The sequence below is a fragment of the Flavobacterium sp. CFBP9031 genome, from assembly GCF_034044945.1.
Classification (GTDB): Bacteria; Bacteroidota; Bacteroidia; order Flavobacteriales; family Flavobacteriaceae; genus Flavobacterium.
The window spans coordinates 39,919-62,530 of record NZ_JAXCWF010000011.1; the positions used below are offsets into that span (position 1 = coordinate 39,919).

Here is a 22,612-nt window from a genome sequence, read left to right on the forward strand (position 1 = left end):
AATTCGCTTAGTTATTCAGCGTAAAATTTAATCCAACAGAAATTGTAGTTGGTCGAGGATAATTATTGTATCTGTCAATTCCAGGAGCTGCCAAACCAGTTTGATCCATTACTCCAGTCTGATTAATTCCGTCCTGAGCATTTAAACCAATCTCTGGATCTACACCTTTGTAGCCTGTGATTACAAATAAGTTTTCGCCCATTACATACATTCTAAATTTAGATTTTTTGTATTTCAATGGTAAAGTATAACCAAAAGTCAATGTCTGAAGTCTGAAGAAAGAAGCATCTTCGATCCAGTAATCAGAATATTTTGGAGACGAAGTAATACCGCTACTCAAGAAAGAATCTGGCACATTAAAAGCTGGCAATCTGTTCGGATCGTTTAACATCATGTTTGTCGCATTTAATGCTTTTTGTCCAAACATTCCGTATCCAGAAAATCCAAGATCAAAGTTTCCGTAAGTAAAATTCATTCCGATACCTAAAGTTAAATCTGGCTGAATATTTCCTAGATCTCTTTTATCAGCATCAACCAAAGCACTTTCAGCGACTACTTCATTAGCAGCGTTGTAGTATTGAATTTTCCCATCGGCATCTAAACCAGCGTTTTTGAATCCCCAGAAAGTTCCAACTGGATATCCTTCTGCAATAATTTGAGAATATTGTCCAGACATACCTGCCAAACCATGTAGAGATCCGCTGTAGATCACATCTGTTTTATAGGTTGGGTTAGAAAGTTTTTCTATTTTCTGAACGTTATGTCCAAGAGTCAAATTAGCATTCCAGTTGAATTTATCCCCTTTAATGATATCTGCATTCAAAGTTAACTCTACCCCTTTGTTTGACATTTCGCCCACGTTAGCCAACATTGTTCCTACTAAATAAGGTGGCTGAGGCACTTCGTAAGTGTATAATAAATCTTTTGTTTTTTTAGAATAATATTCAAAAGATCCTGTAATTCTATTGAAAAGTCCGAAATCAAAACCAACGTTAATTTGCTCTGTAGATTCCCATTTCAAATCAGGATTTGGGTTTTGTTTTGGAGAATAAGCCAAACTCCAAGTTTTAGTAACTGGATCGTAATAACTGTCGCTTCCAACTCCCAAAATAGAAAGTGATTTATACTCTCCAATTCCATCTTGATTTCCTGTAACTCCATAACCAACTCTCAATTTTAAATTGTCTAACCAACCTTTTGAAGATTCCATAAATTCTTCGTTAGAAATTCTCCAAGCTGCAGAAGCAGATGGGAAAGTTCCCCACTTATTGTTTTCTCCAAAACGGCTTGATCCATCACGTCTTACGGTCGCTGTCAATAAATATTTACCATCATAACCGTAATTAGCACGAGCATAAAAAGACACTAGGTTCGATTTTCCTTTGTATGAATACACGTCGGTTAAACGATAGTTGTAACCTGCACCTAAATTATTGTAACTAAATGCATCTGTAACAAAACCACCTCTTTGTGCTCCAAAACCTTGATAGATATTTTCTAGATAAGAATATCCAGCCAAAGCGCCAATGTTATGTTTGTCTATAACTTTGCTGTAATTTACATAAAGCTCTCCTTGTGCATTTGTATATTCTGCATAAGTTCTTTGTGCAAAACCGCCTTCTGTCTGTCCTTCCATAACCGCATAAGATGGTTTGTAAGTACCCGCTTTTACTGCATTGTGCTCTAGCGAAATATTTGCTGTAGCAGTAAAGTCATTCAAGAATTTCACATCTGTTTTAAAGTACCCTAAAAGTCTGTGTCTTTCATTATCAAAAGTTCTGTTTGTTAAAATCTCAACCGGATTCTGATAAATATTTCCTACTACTGCACTGAAATTTCCTTCTGAATCGTAAACAGGAATCGTTGGATTTAAGTTATAAGCTCTTTCAAAAATTCTATAGTCTATTGGGTGCCATTTATCAATGTTTGCAAATAATCCCATATCAAATTTCACTTCTTTATTGTCTCCAAGAAATTGGTAAGCGCTAACATTACCGCTTAATCTTTCTAATCCAGATTTTTTAATAACTCCTTCATTATTTAAGTACGAAAGTGAAGTTCTAAAACCGCTGTCTGCTTTACCAGAATTGATGCTTAACGTGTGCGATTGAGAAATCGAAGTCTGCTCGATTGCTTTTTGCCAGTTTGTACTTCCACCATAATCTACTGCATCTGCAATTTGATTCTGGCGTACATATCCTCTCCACTGATTTGCCGAAAGAAGATCTAAGTTATTATTTACATAACCGATACCCGTTTGTCCGTTATAAACAACAGAAACACCTTTTGTTCCAGATTTTGTAGTAATCATGATTACTCCGTTTGCTCCACGAGAACCGTAAATTGCTGTTGCCGAAGCATCTTTAAGAACATCAACCGATTTAATATCTGAAGGTTGAACGACGTTTATATCAACTCCTGCAATACCATCTACCACAATTAACGGGCTGTTACTTGCTGTTAAAGAAGTTCCTCCACGAAGACGAATTGTAGAAGCTGCAGCTGGATCTCCAGAAGGACGAATAATGCTTAATCCTGCCACTTTTCCTTGCAAAACCTGCTCTGTAGAACCAATAGTTCCTTTTAGCAATTCATCTGCTCCAACTGTAGAAATTGCTCCAGTCAAGTCTGATTTTTTTACTTTTCCGTAACCTACAGAAACTACTTGCACTTCTGCCAATGCATACCCGTCATTTTGCAGGCGCACTTCATAATTAGAAGTATTGGCTGTAATCTGAACTTTTTGTGTTGTCGAGCCGATAAACGAAACTTCGATTGCACTTCCTACGGCTACATTCAGGCTAAATTTACCATCAAAATCTGTTGTAGTTCCGTTTTTAGTTCCTACTTCAATGATAGAAGCTCCTGGCAATACATTCCCTGTATTGTCATAAACAGTTCCTGATATCTTTTTCGTCTGCGCGAAAGAATTGGCAGTAAGAAAAAGCATAAAAATCATCAATACCGCTGCCTTAGCAGTCCACATTTGATGCAGGACGCTTTTTGTATTTTTACTATTCATTAGAATTGGTGTTTTAATTTAATAGTGATTATTTATCTAAAGTTTTTAGCGGAATGGTCGTATCCGAAATCGTTTTGTCTTTATTGTCTTTTACCAAAACATGAATTTCGCTTAAGCTCGGAACTCCATTAAGTTCTGAAACCAGATTGACAAAACCTTTAATTTCTGCAGTTCCTCCAGTAAACTCACCCGAAATTGTTTTTGTACCAGCTGTAATCGTGTAGATTAATTTGTTTACACCTGCCTCGTTATTTTTTCTTGACATTCCAAGAAAATCTTTTTGACTGATTTGCGATGGAAAGAAAGCAAAACTTGGCGGTGGCGGCGGAACAAATTCTCCTGCGTAAATAACCTGATCTCCAGAATTTGCTGTCCAATTCTCTGCTACCATCAGAAAATTTATCTTTTCCATTACAAAATCATCTGGAGCATTGAAATACTGCTTAGGAACAAAATCCATTTTATAAAAACCGTTACCTAAATCTTTTAATTTTGTTTTTTCGGCAATTTCTGGTTTTGCAGCTTCGTACATTTGCTGAATAGTCCAGTCATTCAAACCACCATGCATATGTACACTTGGAGTTCCAGCAAATGCCGGATTAAGATTTGCATTAAAAACAATACTTACTGGTTTATCAATTAATGGTTTTGATGGATATGATCTAAATAATTCACCTGAAGTATAGAAAGATGAAAAATCAATATAAGCCACATTGGCAACATCACTTTGTTTAGATCCATTTTTGTTTTTCAAACGAAACCAGAATCCATCACTCTTCGCTATTTCTTCTGGAGTTTTAGAAAAATAAAGTGTTGGAGTTAGCGTAAAACTCCAGATTCTATTTCCTTCATATTTCAGTTTTGCAAAATCTGATGAGTTTTCCCAGTGTCCAGCATCTGGTTCAGATGGAGACCAGATCCAGATATATAAATCTTCTGTTTCAGCAAATGTTGATGCCGACATATCAAAGTACCATGTAACTTTTTCATCATATTTGTAAACAACAGGAAATGATGATATTGGACCTACGGCTCCAGCAGCTTCTTGTGCCTGAATAAAATTAGGAGCCATCAACAAGGCAAGTAAAATTGTATATATAAACTTTTTCATATTACTTTTTAATTAATAGCATTTAATTTAAACACATAAGACACGAAATCTACACCACCAGAAGAATGCGCCAATTGAATCTGCATTTCTTTGCTTTTACCTGGAACTGAAATCAATCTAAGTTCATCTGTTTTTTGCGTTTTCTGTGCGTCGCTGTACAGATAGATTTTTGTTCCAACACCAGTAGTAGATTGAAACGCTGAGCTAAGTGCCCAATACCCCTTAGGAGCAAATAATGGAGGAACATCTCCAGTTACTTCGTAACTTGTAGGATTGTTATTTCCATCTACGTTAAATTTGATTTTAAAATCTTCGTAGTTGAAATAAGTGCTCAAGTTTTCTTCGTTTGGTTCGATCTTATTTGCTTTCGCAACTTCATCAACCATTTTCAGATTTGTTAATCCCCAATTTCCATTTACTTTTTCATAAAGGGTAATCGGTTCTACGTAGCTTCCGTCATCTGTGTTATCGCATCCGATAGCAAATAAACACATCATAAAAGCTAGCCAATAAAGACTTTTACATTTCATAAATTTTTGGTTTTCGTTAGTTTGTTATCCCCTTCAAAAGGATACAGCGAAACTAGACGTTAAATAAATCCTAAAAAAAAAATCTGAAAAAAATCAAGATAAAATTCAAACACAAAAAACATTAAATTACTAATAATCAATATTTTATATATTTTTACAAGAGTAAAAAATCAAGACGCTGTTGAGATAAAAATAAGCCGTTTTTATATGGTAAAAATGACAATATGTAAAATAATAAGCATATTTTTTTCACTATGTACATATATAACCAGTTTTTATTGTATAATTGCAAATAAATTACCTGTTTTTAACATTTGTAGCTCATTTTCACTCCGAAAATCACCTTTTAAAGCTATGTTATTAAACATTTTACAAGATTCTTGAAAAACAGGTTTAGCTTAATCTCAAACTTATTCTTAATTTTAAATCGAATTAACTCACTATATCTATCAACCCACTTTTCCCTAAACCAAAACCAAATCATGCAAAGAATATTGATGCTGCTTTTCTTCCTGGCAGGTTTTTCTCTTACTGCGAAAGAGACGAATCCGTATTTAGAAGAATTAGATCAGGTACTCTTGAAAAAAGAGATTTACCTGAAACAGAAATATCGAAAAATAGAAGCTTTAAAGAAAAATGTATCTAAGTTTACGCTTAGTCAGAATAATGAAGAATTGTACAATTGTTATATGTCTTTGTTTGATGAATACAAATCTTTTAAATACGACTCTGCCTATTACTATTTAGAGCAATCTAAAATCAAAGCTAAAATCCTAAAAGATCCGAAGTATTTATCTAAAAGTAGAATCAAGGAAGGTTTCGTACTTTTATCTTCTGGGCTTTTTAAAGAAGCCATTGACACGCTAAATGTTATTGACGATACTAAACTGGATCAAAGAAACAAATTTGAATATTATAACATTAAAGCTCGTGCTTATTATGATTTAGCTGATTACAACCGTGATCAGCGCTTTAATATTCATTATGTACAGCAGGGAAATCATTTCTTAAAGAAAGCTTTAGAATTAATTGGAACCAATACCAACGAATATTGGGCTGCAGAAAGTTTAAAACGATTGAAACAACAAGACTGGCGCGGGGCCGAATTTGCTTTCAGCTACTGGATCAACAACTACAATCTGCCTCCTGATTATTACGGAATTGCCACTTCGAGTCTCGGATATATTTATTCTGAACGGGGTTATACCAAAAAAGCGATTCAATATTTAGCTCTTGCCGCAATTGCCGATGTAAAAAATGCTACGAAAGAAACCGTTGCGCTTCGAAATTTGGCCAATGAACTTTTTAAAATGGGCTATTTGGATAAAGCAAACGAATACATCAATATTGCAATGGATGATGCCACTTTTTATAATGCAAGGCATCGAAAGATTGAGATTTCGTCTATTTTGCCAATTATAGAAAAAGCGCAGCTAAATAATGTAAAGGATAAAAATGATAAACTGGAGAAGATTATCATTCTCTTGACAATTCTAACGGTTATCATTTTCGTTTTCCTTGGCATCATTTTCAAACAATTAAAAGAAAAGAATAAAGCAAGAAAAATCATGGCCGATTCGTACTTGCAATTGCAAGAAATGAATGTAAGTTTAAGTGAGGCCAATGCTATTAAAGAAGAATACATTACGTATTTTATTAAAGCAACTTCGGCTTTCATTAATAAAATAGACCATATTCAGAAAAGTACGCTGCATAAAATCATTACCAAAAAAACAGATGAAGTTATTGCTAGTTTGAAGCGTTATAATGTTAAGGAAGAACGCGAAAATCTGTTTCATCAGTTTGACGAAATCTTCTTGAAGTTGTTTCCGACATTTGTAACCGATTTCAATAATTTATTCCCAAACGATCATAAATGCATTGTCAAAAAAGGTGAACTTTTAAATACAGAATTGCGAATTTTTGCTTTGTATAGATTGGGCATTCAAGACAGCAGTCAAATGGCAGAATTCTTAGAACTTTCTGTAGCTACAATTTATACGTACAAAACCAGAATTAAAAGCAAATCTGATTTTAAAGATACTTTTGAGCAGAAGATTATGGAGATTAAGACAATTTAAAGTTGCTAAGGTTCTGAGATGCAAAGGTTCTAAGTTTTTTTTAGCCACGGCTCTAGCTATAAGGACTGGCAAAGCAATTAACGAATTATGTTTTAATATCACAGCTCCAGAGGAGCGGCATATTTATAGAATGCAATTCAAACGACAATCAAAAGAGCTCCAGCGGAGCGACATATAAATTTAAATATTAATAAATATGTCGCTCCGCTGGAGCTCTTTTGTATAACAAATTTCTTTTCTATAAATATTTAGTCCCTCTGGGACTATACTCTAAAATTGTCATTTTCTATTCTGAAGTTTCCAATTGTAAAATGGTATTCTGATAAATCTTACTCAATGAAAACAATTGCTCTGCAAAAATCATTATTGCAATTGGAACAAAGAAAAATACCAGCAAACCTTCTTCATATAAAAAATAAGTCGAAAGCATCGCCAGACGAGTATATTCTAGGTAGTAAATCCATTTTCGTTGTTCTAATAAAGCACCGCAATTGATTAAAGTGATAATTACCAAAGAAAGTACAAACACTTTATCATACAATTCTAAATAATCAAAATAATAAGTAAAAACCGTTAGAATCAAAGTACAGATTCCTAATTGTATATAAAGATAATTTTTAAATCGAAGTCTCTGATTGGGAGCTGCTTTATCCTGCAAAAAACGCTTTTCCAGAATGGGACGAATATCCTGATCCATATCTGCTGGGCTTCCAAAAACAGCATTCCATCTCGCTTTGAATCCGCTTGAGCGTTTCCATAATTCGTAAATTTCGAAATAATAATGAAAATGCTGCCACAAGAAACTATAGCTTTTTAGCGGATGCGTCAATCCATATTTGGGTTTTTCCTCTTCGGTTTGGAAAGTTCCAAAAAGGCGATCCCAAAAGGTGAACATATCACCGTAATTTTTGTCTAAATACTTTTCGTCAGAAGCATGATGAACTCCATGAACAGAAGGGGTTACAAAAACATATTCCAGCCATTTTATTTTACCAATAAGCTGTGTATGCGTAAAAAAAGAATAAGCGCCATGAACAATAAGCATGGTAATCACCATACTGGGATGAAAACCAACAAATGGCAAAACGCACCAAAATCCCGTTCGAATTATAGCCTGAAAAGTAGTAATTCTCGCTGCCGCAGTAAAATTAAACTCTTCGCTGTGATGATGTACAATATGCGCTGCCCAGAAAAAATTGACTTCATGTCCTAAGCGATGATACCAATACCAGACAAAATCGGTGGCAAGAATAAGGGCAAACCAAACCAAGGCATTACTCGGAATATCAAAAAGTCTATAATCATCATAAATTAAATAATACAGCTGATAAAAACTGGCTGCAACAAATAAGTTAATCAAACGCTCTGCAATTCCGATGGAAATATTGGAAACAGAACTTTCATAGTTAAAAATTTCAGGCTTTTTTCTGCGTTGAGCAAGCTTATATTCCAAAAACAAAAAAAGAAAAAAGGCCGGCATGGCAAATGCTAGAAAATTGATATTTTTCATTTATTTGATACTTTTCGATTCTAAAAATTATGTATTGAGTAATTTTATTTTAACACATAGAAACATAGATTTTTATTACTTCTGCTTGAGATTACAAAAAAGCTAGCTTTAAAACATAGCTATGTGTATTGTTATTAGTGAAACGCCTTTTTACAGGCTTGTAAATACTATGTTTCTATGTGTTTAATAATTTTCTTCTCTTTTTAATAGTTCAAACGAAAAAGACACTTCCATTAATTACGTTTTTAAGAGCGCTAAAAACGTAATTAATGAAAATGATCTTTTACGAAGTAAACCTGATTTTTAATTCTGTTTAAATAAAGGCGCTTCCAAGGCAACTTCTTTAACTGACTGCGTTTCGGCCACTTTTTTCAAAGCGATTATATAAGCCGCAATACGAGGCGTTACACTATGTTTTACTGCAACTCTAAAAACAGTATCAAAACCTTTTTCTAAAATATCCTCCAAACGTTTGTTTATCTGATGGATTCTCCATGACTCCAAAAGCGAATTCTGAAGCCATTCAAAATAAGAAACGGTAACACCGCCCGCATTGGCCAAAATATCAGGAACAACTAATATATTTTTATCATGCAGAATCTGATCTGCATCTGAAGAAACAGGTCCATTGGCACCTTCAACAATAATTCTGGCTTGAATCTCTCCTGCATTATGCTTCGTAATAACATCTTCTTTTGCCGCAGGAATCAATACATCGACATCTAGAAGCAATAAATCTTCGTGTTTTATGGCAACCGAATTTGGATAGCCTTTTATGGTTTTATTATTTAAGTTATAGTATAAAATCAATTCTGGAATATTAATCCCGTTCGGATTATAAAATGCTTCAGAAACATCGCTTACGGCTACAACCTTCACTCCTTTTTCATGTAGAAATAACGCAGAATGTAGACCAACGTTTCCAAATCCTTGAATAGCTGCAGTAGCTCTTGCCGGTCTTATTTTTAGTTTCTCAAGTGCTAGAAGTGTAATAATACTTACTCCTCTTCCTGTTGCCTCTACTCTGCCTAAAGATCCGCCGGAATGAAGATGTTTTCCTGTTACAACCGCATGAATTGGTCTTCCGTGCAACAGTGAAAACTCATCCATTAGCCAGCCCATTTCGTCTGGTCCTGTCCCCATATCTGGCGCAGGAACATCTTTCTCTGGTCCGAAAATATCAGCCAAAGTTTTGGTATAAGCTCTTGTAATTTTTTCTAATTCTGTTTTAGAATGCTTTCTCGGATCGCAAATAATGCCGCCTTTTGCTCCACCAAATGGAATTCCAGTTACAGCAGATTTCCAGGTCATCCAGGCGGCAAGTGCTTTTACTTCATCCAGATTTACAGCGGTGTCGTAACGAATTCCGCCTTTTGAAGGTCCTAAAGCGGTGTTGTGAATTACACGGTATCCTTCGAAGTTCTGAACGTTTCCATTATCTAAAGTAATAGAAAAATTTACTGTGATTTGTTTTTCTGGGCGCTGCAATTTTTGTTTGATAGAATCATCCAATTTTAAAATATCAGCAGCGATATTAAAGCGATCAATCATGGATTGAAACGGATTATGTTTTATAATTTCTGAGCTCATAATATATAGTTTTTAGGTTTGGGTTACTTTTTATGTTTATGATCTTCTTTGGTAAGAAGATTTACTTTCTCTTTTAATCTTCAAACTAAATGCAACACGGAATTTTTATCAGGCAACGGCGCATCAAAATTTTCATATTTCTGTTGGTTCTCATATCTTGATTTTTTAATGATTCAAAAAAAAGCCTTTCATGGTGCAATGAAAGGCTAAAAAAAAAAAATAACTAACAAGTACTTTCTCTATTAACGCCATTTCAAAACGTGATTCATCATACAGCACATCGCAAAGCTGCATGGAAAAGACGTCATAATATTTCGGCTATAGTTTTTCATTGTTGAGACAAAGCTACAAAAATATATTTATAAATTCTATAGAATTAGTCGAGTTTATTTTCGTTAATTAAAATTTAAACATTAAATCAATTGAAAATAAAAGGGTTACCGCTTAAAAAAAATTACTTTAATTGCGACAAAACAATAAAAATGACAGCGACCAAAGCCAAAACTAGACCTAAAACATTGATTTTAGATAATTTTTCCTTGAAGAAAAAAGCACCAATAAGAGTTCCTAAAATAATTACGCCCATATTCATCCCAGCAAAAACTGTTGATGGATTTTCTGCAAATGCTTTGTGAGCTTTTAAATAGAATAATATATTTCCGAAGTTGAAAACGCCAACTAATATCCCAAAAGGAATACTTTTTAAAACAAAATTTTCTTTGGTTACAAACAGCTTATACAATACGATTAAAATAGAAACAGCAAAAGCAATTAGAAAAACAAAGAATAACGATGTGGTATAAGGAACGACCGTATACAAAGCTATTTTCTTAAAAAGAATATCAATAATTCCAAAACCAAACAAAACTGCAGCTGGATAAATCCATTTGTTTTCTGTATGGTTTGAGGGCTTTTTTAAAATTAATAAAAGTGCCGCAAAACCAATTAAAACTCCAATAACCTTATAAGTATTAAATCCTTCATTAAAGAGCAACCAAGCTGCCAAAATCGGAATAAATAAGGACAATCTTTGGGCTGCATCTGTTTTTGCAATTCCCATATATTTTATAGAAAGTGCCAAAAACAAAAATAAGATTGGAAGTAAAATTCCCACTGAAGTGTAAATTTCTAATGGGGCATTATGATCTAATGCATTAAGATCTGGACCAAAAGTAAAATAACAAAGTGCAATTGCTGCAATATAGTTGAATGAAATTATCTGAGAAGGATTAGCATTATATTTCCTTGAAATTTTGAATATAACGCCAACTGTAACACTGCATAGAATGCTTAAAATAAGAAATAACATAAATTTATATTTGGATTGTAAAAGTAAACTATTGTCAAATAAAAAAGCCCAGCCGGTTTTAAAAAACCAGCTAGACCAGATTAAATCTTAAACCGTTGAATTAAACAAAATCTAAATTGATCTGCTAAAATCTTTTTAAATCTGCGAGAAACAATTTTTTGCGCATAGAATTTTCACGCAGATTTAAAAAGATTTTAGCAGATATTATACAGATTAATATAACAAATGATTAACGATTAAAAACAAACTTAAGCGTTAAATTCAAATATTCCTTTCTTAGAATTTACTGATATAGCTCCCGTAAATATCTCTAAACTGACTTCCTTTTGCAAAACGATCTTTACTCAGTTTTTTATATTCTACCAATCCCCAAAGGATGAATTCTTTCATAAAATAGACATCTTCTTTTACCAATTGCGGCTGGTATTTTTTCAATAATTCATCTAATGGAGTTACTTCATCTAGAATGTTTTTATAATCTTTATCAGAAGCATCATCTAACAACTCGAAACCGCTCTCAGCAAAAAACCATTCTACAAGATCTGAATATGGTGTTTTTTCATCAGGCTTTTCTAATTTTTCTATTTTTGGGAAATATTCTGGAAATAATGTTCGAATGGCAGAACCAATTAAACTTTCAGCCACAACATCGGCTCCCTCCTGCTCTCCTTCGTAAACCAATTCGACTTTTCCTGTTATGGCTGGAATAATTCCGATAAAATCGGATAAACGAATTGAGGTTTTATCAACACCAGAAATCAAAGCTCGGCGCTCTGCTGTACTAATTAAGTTTTCGAAAGCCGTAATACTCATTCTTGCACTTACACCGCTTTTGTTGTCAATATATTCGCTTTCACGAGCTTCAAAACTAATTTGTTCCAAAATATCTCTTGCTAAACTCGGAACATAAACCACATCGGTCTGATTTTGATCTAATTTAGATTCCTGTTCTGTAATTGTTCTCGCAATTTCAATACTTTCAGGATAATGCGTCAGGATCTGAGAACCAATTCTATCTTTCAAAGGTGTTACAATACTCCCTCTGTTGGTATAATCTTCAGGGTTTGCAGTGAAAACAAATTGCATGTCTAAAGGCATTCTTAATTTGAATCCTCTAATTTGAATATCGCCTTCTTGCAAAATATTAAATAATGCTACTTGAATTCTTGCCTGTAAATCGGGTAATTCGTTGATTACAAAAATACAGCGATTCGCTCTCGGAATCATTCCGAAGTGAATTACGCGGTCGTCTGCATAAGACAATTTTAAATTAGCCGCTTTTATCGGATCGACATCACCGATTAAATCGGCTACCGTTACGTCTGGAGTTGCTAGTTTTTCGAAGAAACGATCGTTTCTATGCAACCATGAAATCGGAGTTTCGTCTCCTTTTTCTGCAATTAAATCCTTCGCAAAACGAGAAATTGGGTTTAACGGATCGTCATTAATTTCTGAACCTTCCACAAACGGAATATATTCATCTAATAATTCGACCATTTTGCGCGCCAAACGCGTTTTTGCTTGTCCGCGAAGCCCTAGCAAATTAATGTTGTGACGAGATAAAATCGCGCGTTCCAATTCTGGAATTACCGTATTTTCAAATCCGTGAACACCTTCAAAAACAGGTTTTCCCGATTTGATTTTCTCACGAAGATTATTACGCAATTCCTCTTTTATGCTTGTAGTTTTATATCCAGTGGCTTTTAATTGACCTAATGTCTTTATAGTATTTATTTCCATTGTGTTGAAATATAGATTGTTTATTTATTTTTTTATCACAATTGATGTGGTAGACGCACTGCGGTGCGTCTGTACGATATACGGACGGAATACGGAACGTATATTCAGGCGAAAAGAAACCTTAGTATCTTAGCATCTCAGAGCCTTAGTATCTTAGCATCTCAGAACCTTAGCAACTCTATTTAATCCTCTTCTTCCTATTCGCTTCATAGTCCTCAAAAATCATTTCGCCGAGACCTTTAATTCCGGTATAAAATGCTTTTCCTTGATTGGCTTCTGTAAACTGATTCACAAATCGCTGCAAATACGGATCTCGGGCAATCATAAAAGTCGTAATTGGGATATGAAGTTTTCTTGCCTGTTGCGCCTGAGTGTAGCATTTATCGACAATATATTCATCCAGACCATTACTATTCATATAATAAGAACCATCACGTTCGCGAACACAGCTTGGCTTTCCATCGGTAATCATAAAAATCTGTTTGTTGGTATTTCGCTTTCTGCGAAGAATATCCATAGCCAATTGCAAACCAGCAACCGTATTGGTATGATAAGGCCCAACTTGCAAATAAGGCAAATCTTTAATCGGAATTGTCCAGGCATCGTTTCCGAAGACCAAAATATCTAACGTATCTTTTGGGTATCTTGTTGTGATTAATTCTGCCAAAGCCATGGCTACTTTTTTTGCAGGAGTAATTCGGTCTTCTCCGTATAAAATCATACTGTGGCTAATATCAATCATTAGAACAGTACTCATCTGTGCTTTGTACTGCGCATCTTCTACGACCAAATCATTTTCAGTCAGCATAAAACTTTCGACACCGTTATTAACTTGAGCATTTCGAAGACTTTCAGTTAAAGAAATTCTTTCTAAGCCATCGCCAAAATTATACTCACGGAATTCTCCTGTGTGTTCATCGCCACTTCCCGCGTATTTTGTTTTATGATTTCCGCTCCCAGATTTTTTCAAGTTTCCAAAAATCTGATCCAAAGCTTGCTGTCTTATTGCTCTTTCTGTTTTTGCAGTTATTCCAAAACCAGAACTTCCATCGCCTTTTACTTCATCTCGAATGTATCCTTTTTTCTTCAGGTCTTCGATAAAATCGTCAATCGTATAATTTTCGTCGGTAAGTTTGTATTCTTTGTCCAGTTCCCGAAGCCAGTTTATAGCTTCATCAAAATCGCCCGAAGTATGGGTGATTAACTCTTTAAAAATCGTAAAAAGTTTGTCAAACGGAGACTGAAAAGGAGCTTCGTAAGTCTTAAAATAAAAGCCTTTTTTAAATTCGTTTTTCATAAATCTAAAATTACATCTTTTTAGAATTATGAAAAACGAATCGTTTATTAATTTTTAGTTAAAATATTTAAACAAAAATCTCAACTAACAGTGTTAGATATAATAATTATTCAAACTTTCCGTCTACATAATACCATGCACCATTTTCGAATTTAAAAGTCGAAAATTCGTAATGCGTTTGAGGTTTATTATCTGAATCTAAAAAGTAAGCTTTGAATTCAACTGTGTTTTCAGAAGAACTCAAAATTTTCAATTTCTGCCATTTATTAGAAACGGCCCATCTTAAAATTTCAGGTTTCGAATAATATTTTCTTTCTGAAATATAAGTCGTTTCCATAAGATATTCGGCATTATGAGTTGCATAGGCCGAATATCTTGACCGCATTAAAGTTAAGGCCGAAGGTGCTTTTTGATTGTCATTCAGATATAAACCGCAGCAATTTTCAAAAAGCAACCCTGTGTCACAGAAGCATTTTTTACTCTCCATCGACTGGTTCTTCCCCATTAATTTTAACGTGAAGCTGATTTAATAAAACTTGATAACGAGTTATTTCGCGAACTTCTTCGTCTTCTTCAGCAAAATCAATCATTTCATCCAATGTTTCGCTCACTTCCAATAATTTGTTGTTTGCTTCTCTGTCGTTTTTCGCCGCAATCAAATCAATGATTTCCTGTACGTTTGCTTTTAATTCTTCGAATTTACTATTCATTGTTTTTTTTGTTTCAGGTTTCAAGTTTCAGGTTTCAGGTTCGCAACGATAACTTGGAACCTGAAACTTGAAACTATTATCTATTCTTCGTTTTTACTTTCGTTGAATTTCTTAACGATTTCTTTTAATTTTTCTTTACGGGCAATTTCAGCTTGTTTGGCTTTTGCCTGAGCTTTATGCAATTTATCATTATGCTTTTTGATGTTTCTTTCGTTATTTCTTCCCATTACATCTCTCTTTTAATTTGTTCTAACGCTTTTTCAGTAAAAATCAATTCGCTGATGATCTGTTTTCGCAATTCATCAATATCGTCATAATCAAAATGTTTTGCCCAATTGGTTAGCTGCTGTAAGTTTCTAATTTGTTTTAATCTTTTTGTGGTTTCAAAACTTGTTCTTAAAACTGCTTTTCCATCATATTCAGGATTATTTTTATGCTCATAATTGGCAAGATTATTTTCGAAATCAACTTTTATATAGTATAATTTTTCTTCGGCATTATCGGGATAAAACTCTTCCCATTTTGCAAAACCAATCTTAGTTTTCGATTCCGTTTCTGGATTTCGGGCAATTAGACGCCATTTGCTATTGGCCAATCTACCCCAATGATTCGAAACACGGTACATTCCTTCTTCCGTATAATAATAGGCACTTCCTGCTTTGCTTTCAAATTGCTTTTTCAATCCTTGAATTGAATTTGGAAGTACTTCATTAAAAGCACAAAACGTATTTTTAAAAGAATTGGGATGTGGTTTAAAGTTCTTTTGCATTGTGCAAATATACTCAGATTACAGCGAACTCCCCAAACCAAACCTAAATTGCTTACCTTTGCTACTTTAATTCAAAACAAAAAAATCATGTCTAAAGATTTAGAACAAAAAATGCCTCAAAAAGGAGTTTTTACAGGCATTATCGAAAAAGATGAAAATAATAATTATTTCTGTGGAGAATATCTTTTAGACTATAAAATGGTTCAAGCCAAATTTGAGGTTGGAGATTGGATTACGATAAAATCTGTTATTGAAAATCCAAGCGACATCAGCTACGATAAATATCCTAAAAAATCAAGAAACTTCGATAAAGCGAATCATAAACCGGAATAGGTTTATTTTGTTTCAGGTTTCAGGTTTCAGGTTTCAAGTTTTGTTGGAACGGTTAAATTTTACCGCAAAGAACGCTAAGGTTTACGCAAAGTTCGCAAAGTTTTATTTATACAAAGCTTTGCGAACTTTGGTTTTTTATCTATTCTTAAATATATTTCTCAGCGTTCTTTGCGTAACTCTTTGCGCACTTTGCGGTTAAAAAAAAATCCTTACGACCTTTGCGACTAAATAAACTTACAGTTAACTTTTATCAATATTTTTTCGATCAAAACTGAAAAGTTAAAAAAAAGTGTACCTTTGCAAAAAATTTGTCGATTTGAACTAAAACAAAACGATTTCAAACTAATAGACAAGTAGTTACCTTTTATTTATGAAAAAAATAGTTGAATACCGCAAGTTACTAAACGTAGAAAAAACTGCAGAGTTAAAAGATTTAAAGACAATTTATCGTAATGCGATGAAAGAATCTCATCCTGATAAATTTGTGGGAAATGAAGCTGGTTTAAAAGAAGCTGAAGAAAAAAGTAAAACGATTATCGAAGCTTACCACTTTTTAGTAAGTATTCACCCTGATACTATCAAACTTAATTTACCTGAGTATACAGAAACAATTTCAACTTGTTCTATCACAGATTATAAATTTGTTGAAGGTCGTTTAATTATTGACTTTTCTAACGGAAGCGTTTACGAGTACATTAGCGTACCAAAAGCAACTTACGTGAAAATGGTAAATGCAGATTCTCCTGCAAGATTTGCTAAAAGACATATCTTAAACTCTTTTACTTGGAGAAAGAAAACAAATCAAGAATAGTTTTATACTACTATATTTTACAAAAAAGCACTCTATTAAAAGAGTGCTTTTTTTATGCCTTAAGTTCAAATATTTGCACACGGGTCGCTCAAATAACCATCTTATTAAGAGTATTTGATCAAATCGAGCCAATAAACACGCTGATTTAATGGGTTTTAAGCCAAAAAAAACTATAACAAAATTTTAGGTTGCAAAATTCTGTAAGTTTTATAATTTTAGATACTTTTGTTGCACAAATCAATTAACTAATTAATTTTTTATAATGAAAAAAATACTTTTTGTACTTACGGCTTCTGCAGCTATCATTTCTTGCAGCAAAGTTAAAGATGGAGAATACCTTATTACAGGTACTGCTACAGGGATTGAAAACGGAAAAACAATCATTTTACAAGGTGCAGATCCTGCTACAAGAATGCCTGTTTCTCTTGATACAGTAAAAGTTGAAAACGGAAAATTTGAAATAAAAGGAAAAGTTACTGAGCCAGCTTTCCATACATTAATATTACAAGGTGCTAACGGACCTATCCCATTTATCCTAGAAACAGGAGAAATTAAAATTGCTATTGACAAAGATAGTATCCATAAATCTAAAGTTTCTGGAACTTATAACAATGATGAGTACGTGACTTTTATGGAAGACATGAACAAAACTCAAAAAAGTTTAATGGATTTCCAGAAAAAGAACAATACTAAAATGCAGCAAGCTCAACAAGCTCAAGATACAGCAACTATCAATGGCTTGATGAAACAATACATGGAACTACAAAAAGAAGTTCAAGAAGGCAGCAAAAAGAAATATTTAGCTTACGCTGAAAATCACCCAAAATCTTTTATTACAGCTTTAATTATTCAAAGTTTATTGAATGATCCAACAGCTGATACAAAAAAATTAGAGAGCTTATACAGCACTTTGGATGAGTCTTTAAAAAATACTGCTCCAGGAAAAGAAATCAAAACTAAATTAGGTCAAGCAAAAATGCCATCTGTTGGTGCTACAGCTCCAGCGGTAGGCAGCGCTAAATGAAGAGCTGATTTTTCGGCTCCAAATCCAGAAGGAAAAGTAATATCGCTTAAAGAAAGTTTAGGTAAAGTAACTATTGTAGATTTCTGGGCTTCATGGTGCGGACCATGCAGACAAGAGAATCCTCATGTTGTGGCTTTATACAAAGAACTTCATTCTAAAGGATTAAACATCGTTGGAGTATCTTTAGATAAAGATGCTGCAAAATGGAAAGAAGCCATAGCAAAAGATGGATTAACTTGGACTCAAGTATCTAACTTAAAATTCTGGGAAGAGCCAATTGCAAAACAATACAATGTTGAAGCAATTCCTGCTACTTTTATTCTTGATGCATCAGGAAAAGTGGTAGCCCAAGATTTAAGAGGCGCTGAATTAAAAGCAAAAATCTTAGAATTGTTAGCAAAATAATTCTATCTCTTATAAAAATAAAAAAATCTCCCTTGTGGAGATTTTTTTTTGCTCTGTCAGAAATTCAAAAACGGAGTTTGATCAAAAAGAATTAAAAATTGAATTTAAAAAAGGAGGATTAATCCAAATGCAAAACCATATTAAACGGATATTTTTTAGTCGATATTCTTTTAACTTGTCAATAAAAGCAATATCTCACGACTTTATTTAAGATTAAATTCAAAGTAAAAACTACAAAATTACTATAAAAATAATCTTACTTTATGAAATAATTAAAAAAAAATATATTTTGGGAGTTTTTTATTTTATTCAATTCCAATGAATTAAAAAATAACTTTAAAATAACTTAAAATTAAGTCATTTTTTTGTTTGGAAATGTAGAAAGAGTTCCTATCTTTGCCACCGCTAAGAACAACTAAGCACAACAAGCTGAGATCGGGGAGATACTCAAGCGGCCAACGAGGGCAGACTGTAAATCTGCTGTGTGAACTTCGCAGGTTCGAATCCTGCTCTCCCCACGGAAAGGCCGAAAAGGCACAAAACTTAAAGTTTTCAATCTTTTCAAAAAGCCATAAAAAATGTCTGAAGACCTGCAAATTCAACGATTTGCAGGTTTTTTCGTTTTAAGCCTATTTTCAATATTTTTAAAAGCTCACAAAATTAAAGGTGCAGAATCGGTGCACTTTCCGGCGCGCTGAAAAGTGCACCAGAAACAGTGAAAATCCCTTATATTACAGGGGTTAACGAGATTAACGACTTGATTTGGCAGTAATATTATTCTACATTTATTAATTTAAAAAGTAGGATTATGTTGGAAAGCAGTTTTGGTTTGGGATTCTTTTTAAAAAGACCCAAAATAGAAAGTAAAGAATGGATCGTATATTTCAGAATAACTGTTGACGGTATCCGTAAGGAAAGCTCAACCAAAAGAAAATGGGATAATACACGATGGGATCAAAGGTTCGAAAGAGCGGTCGGCTCAAAGGAAGATGCAAAGTCGCTGAACTTCTTTTTGGATTCGCTGACTTTAAAAATCAATGAAATCAAAACCGAAATGATGTACAGCGGCAAAACCATAACCGCTGAGAAAATTATGGACGAGGTTCTGGGAAGGACAGCGCCAAAGATTAAGGTGCTCGAAGAATTTCAAAAGCATAATGATGAAATGGAGGCGCTTCTTGGAAAAGGCTATGCAAAAGGCACTCTTGACCGGTTTACCATTACTAAAAACCATTTGACTGCGTTTATAAAATTCAAGCTTAAAAAGCACGATCTTGAATTTGCGGATTTGAATCTCGAGTTTGTAAAGGACTTCGAGTTTTACCTTAGAACTGTACGCGACTGCAGCAACAACACCACCCTAAAGTATATTGCAAATTTCAAAAAGATTGTAATCCGCGCCATTGATAAGGAGTTAATCACCAAGGACCCATTTAAGAACTTTAAGGGACGTAAAACAAAACTGGTAAAAAAACCACTCACCGCACAGGAATTGTACGAACTTGAAAGTCATTATTTCACAACTGACAGGCTCAATGTGGTAAGGGATGTATTTGTCTTCCAATGCTACACTGGCCTGGCTTACATAGACGCTTATCAATTAAAGAAAACTGATATCAAAGAAGGCATTGATGGAAATCTATGGATTATGTCCGAAAGGCAGAAAACAAACTCATCATTTAATGTACCTCTTCTTCCCCAAGCACTGAAAATAGTTGAAAAATATAAAGAGCACCCGCTGTGTATCCAGCGTGGAACCGTGCTTCCTGTTTCATCCAACCAGAAAATGAATGAGTATCTAAAAGAGGTGGCAGTCTTGTGCGGCTTTCCTTTTACATTAAACACGCATATGGCCCGCCGTACTTTTGGAAGCACTGTGACATTAAATAACAACGTCCCTATTAATGTAGTTAAAGAACTGCTGGGTCATGCATCGGTAAAACAGACTGAGGCATATGCTATAACTGAGCAGGCTACAATCGGTCGTGAAATGTCTATTCTCAATAAAAAACTCAATAAAACTGGATCCAAAATATCTAAACCTGATTTGGCGGTTCTCAGCAGGCTCGAAAAGGAAATTCAGGCAATCAAAAAGAAATACAACATTTCTTCGTGATCAATAAATTTCAAGATATATTTAAAATTAAAAGAGGCTATCTCAAATATTTTGAGATAGCCTCCTTTTACACAACCTAACTTCGCTTTTATATCCTGGATGATAAGATGGGGTGTACTTAATGTATCCTAAATCCTGAAGCTGTTTAAAATACTTATGATACGTCGGCAGCGTATTCACATGTGACAGCTCCATAATTTTACTGCGGCTGACTTTAATCCTTCTTCTTTGGCCCTGCCTATAGCCTAATCCTAGTATTGCTGTCAAAATTGATAGATGCCAGACATTTAGTTTAGGATCATTACTATACATGCAGGGCTTGGAAGCCTTTTCTAATTTTGCTCTCATGTAATCCCTAGAACCTGTTCAATTGGTGCATTTTAGATTTTTAAAGCAGATTCTGAAATGGATTTTCTTTAAATTTTAATAGGGATGACAGCTTCTTCTTAGCTGATTGCTAAAGCTGAAAAAAGACTTTTAGAAGCTTGCGGACTGCGGTTTTTGGCAGTCAGCAAGATGTCTGGTTGTATCACAACCAAAAATCTTGCTGCCCCTCTGCTCGGAACTCGCTGGCAGTGAAACTTTAAGGTTGAATGAAATTGAAACAATGAAAAAGAAAAGATCATGGAAGAGAAAAACAGCGGCAGAAACAGATGGCTGCACATCCGGCTGACCAAAGAAGAATTGGATTTTATTGATAAGAATTTCAAAGCATCAGCCTGCCGCAAACGCAGTGATTTCGTGCGCAGAAATCTGCTGAGAAAACCCATTGTAATGAGATATAGAAACGAGTCGCTGGATAAGCTGCTGCAGGAGCTTATCCAGCTCAGAACACAGCTGAATTTCATGGGAAATAATTTCAATCAGAGCGTTAAAAAACTCCATACCCTTTTTGAAATTTCCGATTTAAGAGTCTGGATTCTGTCTTTTGAATCTGACAGAAAAAAATATTTTTCGCTGGTTGAAGAAATAAAAAAACAAATTGAAAATCTCGCCCAAAAATGGTTGCAGTCATAAACACAGGACACTCGATTAGAGGCATCTTCATGTACAATGAGAATAAAGTTTCCCAGGCTGCAGCTGTGTGCATCGGCGAGGGAAATTATCCCATCGATATTGAAAAAATGTCAGAATCTTTTAAGCTCGGCGTATTTCTAAAACAGCTCCAGCTCAATGAAAATGTCAAGCGCTGCGCTGTGCACATCTCACTGAATTTTGACCGTTCGGACAAGGATTTATCCAAAGAGAAACTCATGCAGATTGCCTGTTGTTATATGGAGAAAATTGGATTCGGCGCACAGCCTTATCTGGTCTACCAGCACCACGATGCGGGACATCCACACCTGCATATCGCAGCCATAAATGTGCGGGCAGACGGATCCAGGATTAACATGCACAATATTGGAAGAAACCAGTCCGAAACGGCCCGCAAAGAATTGGAGATTTCTTTTAATCTGGTTCGGGCGAACTCGAGAAAAAAACAGAGTCCAGCGCTTATTAATGCCATAGATGCGGAAAAAATAAAATATGGGGCAATAGATTCAAAGAGAGCCATCGCAAGTGTACTTAATGCAGTTATTCCGCACTACAAATACACAACGCTGGGTGAGCTAAACGCAGTATTGAACCTGTATAACGTGAAGGCGGAAAGGGGAACGGAAAATTCAAAAATGTTTCAGAATAAAGGGCTGATCTACCAGATTCTGGATGATAACAAAAAGACTGTCGGGGTTCCTATAAAAGCCAGCAGTTTTTATTCCAAGCCTACCCTTTCCCGGCTTGAAATTAATTTTGCCGCCTCCAAAACTTCTCGCATGGTAAACATGAAAAGAACCCGAAACGCGGTGGATCTGTTGCTTTTGAAATACACATCAATTACGCTCTCGCAGCTTGAAACGCGGCTGGCGAACCAGGGCATTACGGCAGTTGTCAGAAGAAATGAACAGGGGTCTATATACGGCATGACGTACATAGATCATAACACCAGATGCGTTTTCAACGGAAGCAGTCTGGGACCTGGATATGCAGCCAAAGGGCTCCTGCAGCGTCTGGGCCATCCGTCCAATTCTGCGAAGCAGTATACAGTTCCTGATGGTACCGCTAAGAAGCACGGCTCTTTTATTTCCGCAGGGGAAGTGCAGCGGATAATTGATGACGTGCTTTACGCCGGAACTCCGTCAGATTACGTTCCAAAACAGCTTAAAAACAAGCGAAAAAAAAGAAAGAGAAAAGGACAGTCAGATAATAATTAACA

The 22,612-nt window shown here is 34.7% G+C and carries 19 protein-coding genes, 1 tRNA gene and 1 pseudogene; 9 read left to right on the plus strand and 12 right to left on the minus strand.

Annotated elements, in window-relative coordinates; translation table 11 throughout:
• Window positions 1–7: 7 nt before the first annotated feature.
• From SOM12_RS17985 to SOM12_RS17995, 3 genes are read right to left on the minus strand one after another with little or no spacing between them, the layout of a single operon-like run.
• Window positions 8–3,022, minus strand: a complete 3,015-nt coding sequence (locus SOM12_RS17985) for a SusC/RagA family TonB-linked outer membrane protein (protein ID WP_320494705.1) — start codon at window positions 3,020–3,022, stop codon at window positions 8–10.
• A gap of 28 nt (window positions 3,023–3,050) precedes the next feature.
• Window positions 3,051–4,133, minus strand: coding sequence for a hypothetical protein (locus SOM12_RS17990; RefSeq protein ID WP_095931633.1), 1,083 nt, complete (start codon window positions 4,131–4,133; stop codon window positions 3,051–3,053).
• 8 nt (window positions 4,134–4,141) lie between these two features.
• Window positions 4,142–4,663, minus strand: a complete 522-nt coding sequence (locus SOM12_RS17995; RefSeq protein WP_095931634.1) for a DUF5004 domain-containing protein — start codon at window positions 4,661–4,663, stop codon at window positions 4,142–4,144.
• A 482-nt stretch (window positions 4,664–5,145) separates the two neighbouring features.
• Here SOM12_RS17995 and SOM12_RS18000 point away from each other — a divergent pair, with 482 nt between their 5' ends.
• The gene (locus tag SOM12_RS18000; RefSeq protein WP_281633115.1) at window positions 5,146–6,744 is read left to right on the plus strand and encodes a DUF6377 domain-containing protein; all 1,599 of its coding nucleotides are present in this window, start codon (window positions 5,146–5,148) and stop codon (window positions 6,742–6,744) included.
• 286 nt (window positions 6,745–7,030) lie between these two features.
• On the opposite strand, the gene SOM12_RS18005 is transcribed toward SOM12_RS18000, so the two are convergent.
• The 9 genes from SOM12_RS18005 to SOM12_RS18045 all read right to left on the minus strand — a co-directional run bounded on the left by SOM12_RS18005 (window position 7,031) and on the right by SOM12_RS18045 (window position 15,669).
• Window positions 7,031–8,254 (minus strand): sterol desaturase family protein, encoded by a 1,224-nt coding sequence (locus SOM12_RS18005; RefSeq protein ID WP_095931636.1) that lies wholly within the window; start codon window positions 8,252–8,254, stop codon window positions 7,031–7,033.
• Window positions 8,255–8,557: 303 nt separating this feature from the next.
• The gene (locus SOM12_RS18010; RefSeq protein WP_172426956.1) at window positions 8,558–9,844 is read right to left on the minus strand and encodes a Glu/Leu/Phe/Val family dehydrogenase; all 1,287 of its coding nucleotides are present in this window, start codon (window positions 9,842–9,844) and stop codon (window positions 8,558–8,560) included.
• A gap of 454 nt (window positions 9,845–10,298) precedes the next feature.
• On the minus strand, window positions 10,299–11,153 hold the full coding sequence (locus SOM12_RS18015; RefSeq protein WP_095931638.1) for an EamA family transporter: 855 nt from the start codon (window positions 11,151–11,153) through the stop codon (window positions 10,299–10,301).
• A gap of 276 nt (window positions 11,154–11,429) precedes the next feature.
• Window positions 11,430–12,893, minus strand: a complete 1,464-nt coding sequence (locus SOM12_RS18020; protein WP_095931639.1) for an AAA family ATPase — start codon at window positions 12,891–12,893, stop codon at window positions 11,430–11,432.
• Between the two features lie 178 nt (window positions 12,894–13,071).
• Window positions 13,072–14,190 carry a vWA domain-containing protein gene (locus SOM12_RS18025; protein WP_320494708.1) on the minus strand — a complete coding sequence of 373 codons (1,119 nt, stop codon included), beginning with the start codon at window positions 14,188–14,190 and terminating at the stop codon, window positions 13,072–13,074.
• Between the two features lie 106 nt (window positions 14,191–14,296).
• A complete protein-coding gene (locus tag SOM12_RS18030) occupies window positions 14,297–14,677 on the minus strand; it encodes a YchJ family protein (RefSeq protein WP_095931641.1) in 381 nt (126 codons plus the stop codon).
• Entirely contained in the window at window positions 14,667–14,900 is a 234-nt protein-coding gene (locus tag SOM12_RS18035; protein ID WP_095931642.1) for a hypothetical protein, read from the minus strand. The genes SOM12_RS18030 and SOM12_RS18035 overlap by 11 nt, the downstream gene beginning before the upstream one ends.
• Before the next feature lie 80 nt (window positions 14,901–14,980).
• A complete protein-coding gene (locus tag SOM12_RS18040; RefSeq protein WP_095931643.1) occupies window positions 14,981–15,127 on the minus strand; it encodes a hypothetical protein in 147 nt (48 codons plus the stop codon).
• Window positions 15,127–15,669: a hypothetical protein gene (locus tag SOM12_RS18045; protein WP_095931644.1), complete on the minus strand. Its 543-nt coding sequence runs from the start codon at window positions 15,667–15,669 to the stop codon at window positions 15,127–15,129. The genes SOM12_RS18040 and SOM12_RS18045 overlap by 1 nt, the downstream gene beginning before the upstream one ends.
• 87 nt (window positions 15,670–15,756) lie before the next feature.
• Between SOM12_RS18045 and SOM12_RS18050 the strand changes: the two genes are divergently transcribed.
• The 8 genes and pseudogenes from SOM12_RS18050 (at window position 15,757) to SOM12_RS18085 (ending at window position 22,610) form a co-directional block, all read left to right on the plus strand.
• Window positions 15,757–16,002, plus strand: coding sequence for a hypothetical protein (locus SOM12_RS18050; RefSeq protein WP_095931666.1), 246 nt, complete (start codon window positions 15,757–15,759; stop codon window positions 16,000–16,002).
• 370 nt (window positions 16,003–16,372) lie between these two features.
• Entirely contained in the window at window positions 16,373–16,813 is a 441-nt protein-coding gene (locus SOM12_RS18055) for a KTSC domain-containing protein (RefSeq protein ID WP_095931645.1), read from the plus strand.
• Window positions 16,814–17,075: 262 nt separating this feature from the next.
• A complete protein-coding gene (locus SOM12_RS18060) occupies window positions 17,076–17,837 on the plus strand; it encodes a DUF4369 domain-containing protein (protein WP_095931646.1) in 762 nt (253 codons plus the stop codon).
• 18 nt (window positions 17,838–17,855) lie between these two features.
• Window positions 17,856–18,242: pseudogene (locus SOM12_RS18065) on the plus strand (TlpA family protein disulfide reductase); the annotation flags it as partial.
• A 437-nt stretch (window positions 18,243–18,679) separates the two neighbouring features.
• Window positions 18,680–18,760 (plus strand) — tRNA-Tyr (locus SOM12_RS18070).
• Window positions 18,761–19,050: 290 nt separating this feature from the next.
• Window positions 19,051–20,358, plus strand: coding sequence for a site-specific integrase (locus tag SOM12_RS18075; RefSeq protein WP_035688725.1), 1,308 nt, complete (start codon window positions 19,051–19,053; stop codon window positions 20,356–20,358).
• A gap of 624 nt (window positions 20,359–20,982) precedes the next feature.
• Window positions 20,983–21,375: a plasmid mobilization protein gene (locus tag SOM12_RS18080; RefSeq protein ID WP_320494712.1), complete on the plus strand. Its 393-nt coding sequence runs from the start codon at window positions 20,983–20,985 to the stop codon at window positions 21,373–21,375.
• The gene (locus tag SOM12_RS18085) at window positions 21,360–22,610 is read left to right on the plus strand and encodes a relaxase/mobilization nuclease domain-containing protein (protein ID WP_320494714.1); all 1,251 of its coding nucleotides are present in this window, start codon (window positions 21,360–21,362) and stop codon (window positions 22,608–22,610) included. Before SOM12_RS18080 ends, SOM12_RS18085 begins: the two co-directional genes overlap by 16 nt.
• Window positions 22,611–22,612 lie beyond the last annotated feature (2 nt).

Bases quoted from the DNA above. Each gene is read 5' to 3' on its own strand.
- SOM12_RS18045 (WP_095931644.1), bottom strand. From the start codon at position 15,669: ATGCAAAAGAACTTTAAACCACATCCCAATTCTTTTAAAAATACGTTT.
- SOM12_RS18050 (WP_095931666.1), top strand. From the start codon at position 15,757: ATGTCTAAAGATTTAGAACAAAAAATGCCTCAAAAAGGAGTTTTTACA.
- SOM12_RS18005 (WP_095931636.1), bottom strand. From the start codon at position 8,254: ATGAAAAATATCAATTTTCTAGCATTTGCCATGCCGGCCTTTTTTCTT.
- SOM12_RS18085 (WP_320494714.1), top strand. From the start codon at position 21,360: ATGGTTGCAGTCATAAACACAGGACACTCGATTAGAGGCATCTTCATG.
- SOM12_RS17985 (WP_320494705.1), bottom strand. From the start codon at position 3,022: ATGAATAGTAAAAATACAAAAAGCGTCCTGCATCAAATGTGGACTGCT.
- SOM12_RS18020 (WP_095931639.1), bottom strand. From the start codon at position 12,893: ATGGAAATAAATACTATAAAGACATTAGGTCAATTAAAAGCCACTGGA.
- SOM12_RS18030 (WP_095931641.1), bottom strand. From the start codon at position 14,677: ATGGAGAGTAAAAAATGCTTCTGTGACACAGGGTTGCTTTTTGAAAAT.
- SOM12_RS18060 (WP_095931646.1), top strand. From the start codon at position 17,076: ATGAAAAAAATACTTTTTGTACTTACGGCTTCTGCAGCTATCATTTCT.
- SOM12_RS17990 (WP_095931633.1), bottom strand. From the start codon at position 4,133: ATGAAAAAGTTTATATATACAATTTTACTTGCCTTGTTGATGGCTCCT.
- SOM12_RS18040 (WP_095931643.1), bottom strand. From the start codon at position 15,127: ATGGGAAGAAATAACGAAAGAAACATCAAAAAGCATAATGATAAATTG.
- SOM12_RS18025 (WP_320494708.1), bottom strand. From the start codon at position 14,190: ATGAAAAACGAATTTAAAAAAGGCTTTTATTTTAAGACTTACGAAGCT.
- SOM12_RS18000 (WP_281633115.1), top strand. From the start codon at position 5,146: ATGCAAAGAATATTGATGCTGCTTTTCTTCCTGGCAGGTTTTTCTCTT.
- SOM12_RS18015 (WP_095931638.1), bottom strand. From the start codon at position 11,153: ATGTTATTTCTTATTTTAAGCATTCTATGCAGTGTTACAGTTGGCGTT.
- SOM12_RS18055 (WP_095931645.1), top strand. From the start codon at position 16,373: ATGAAAAAAATAGTTGAATACCGCAAGTTACTAAACGTAGAAAAAACT.
- SOM12_RS18075 (WP_035688725.1), top strand. From the start codon at position 19,051: ATGTTGGAAAGCAGTTTTGGTTTGGGATTCTTTTTAAAAAGACCCAAA.
- SOM12_RS18010 (WP_172426956.1), bottom strand. From the start codon at position 9,844: ATGAGCTCAGAAATTATAAAACATAATCCGTTTCAATCCATGATTGAT.
- SOM12_RS18035 (WP_095931642.1), bottom strand. From the start codon at position 14,900: ATGAATAGTAAATTCGAAGAATTAAAAGCAAACGTACAGGAAATCATT.
- SOM12_RS18080 (WP_320494712.1), top strand. From the start codon at position 20,983: ATGGAAGAGAAAAACAGCGGCAGAAACAGATGGCTGCACATCCGGCTG.
- SOM12_RS17995 (WP_095931634.1), bottom strand. From the start codon at position 4,663: ATGAAATGTAAAAGTCTTTATTGGCTAGCTTTTATGATGTGTTTATTT.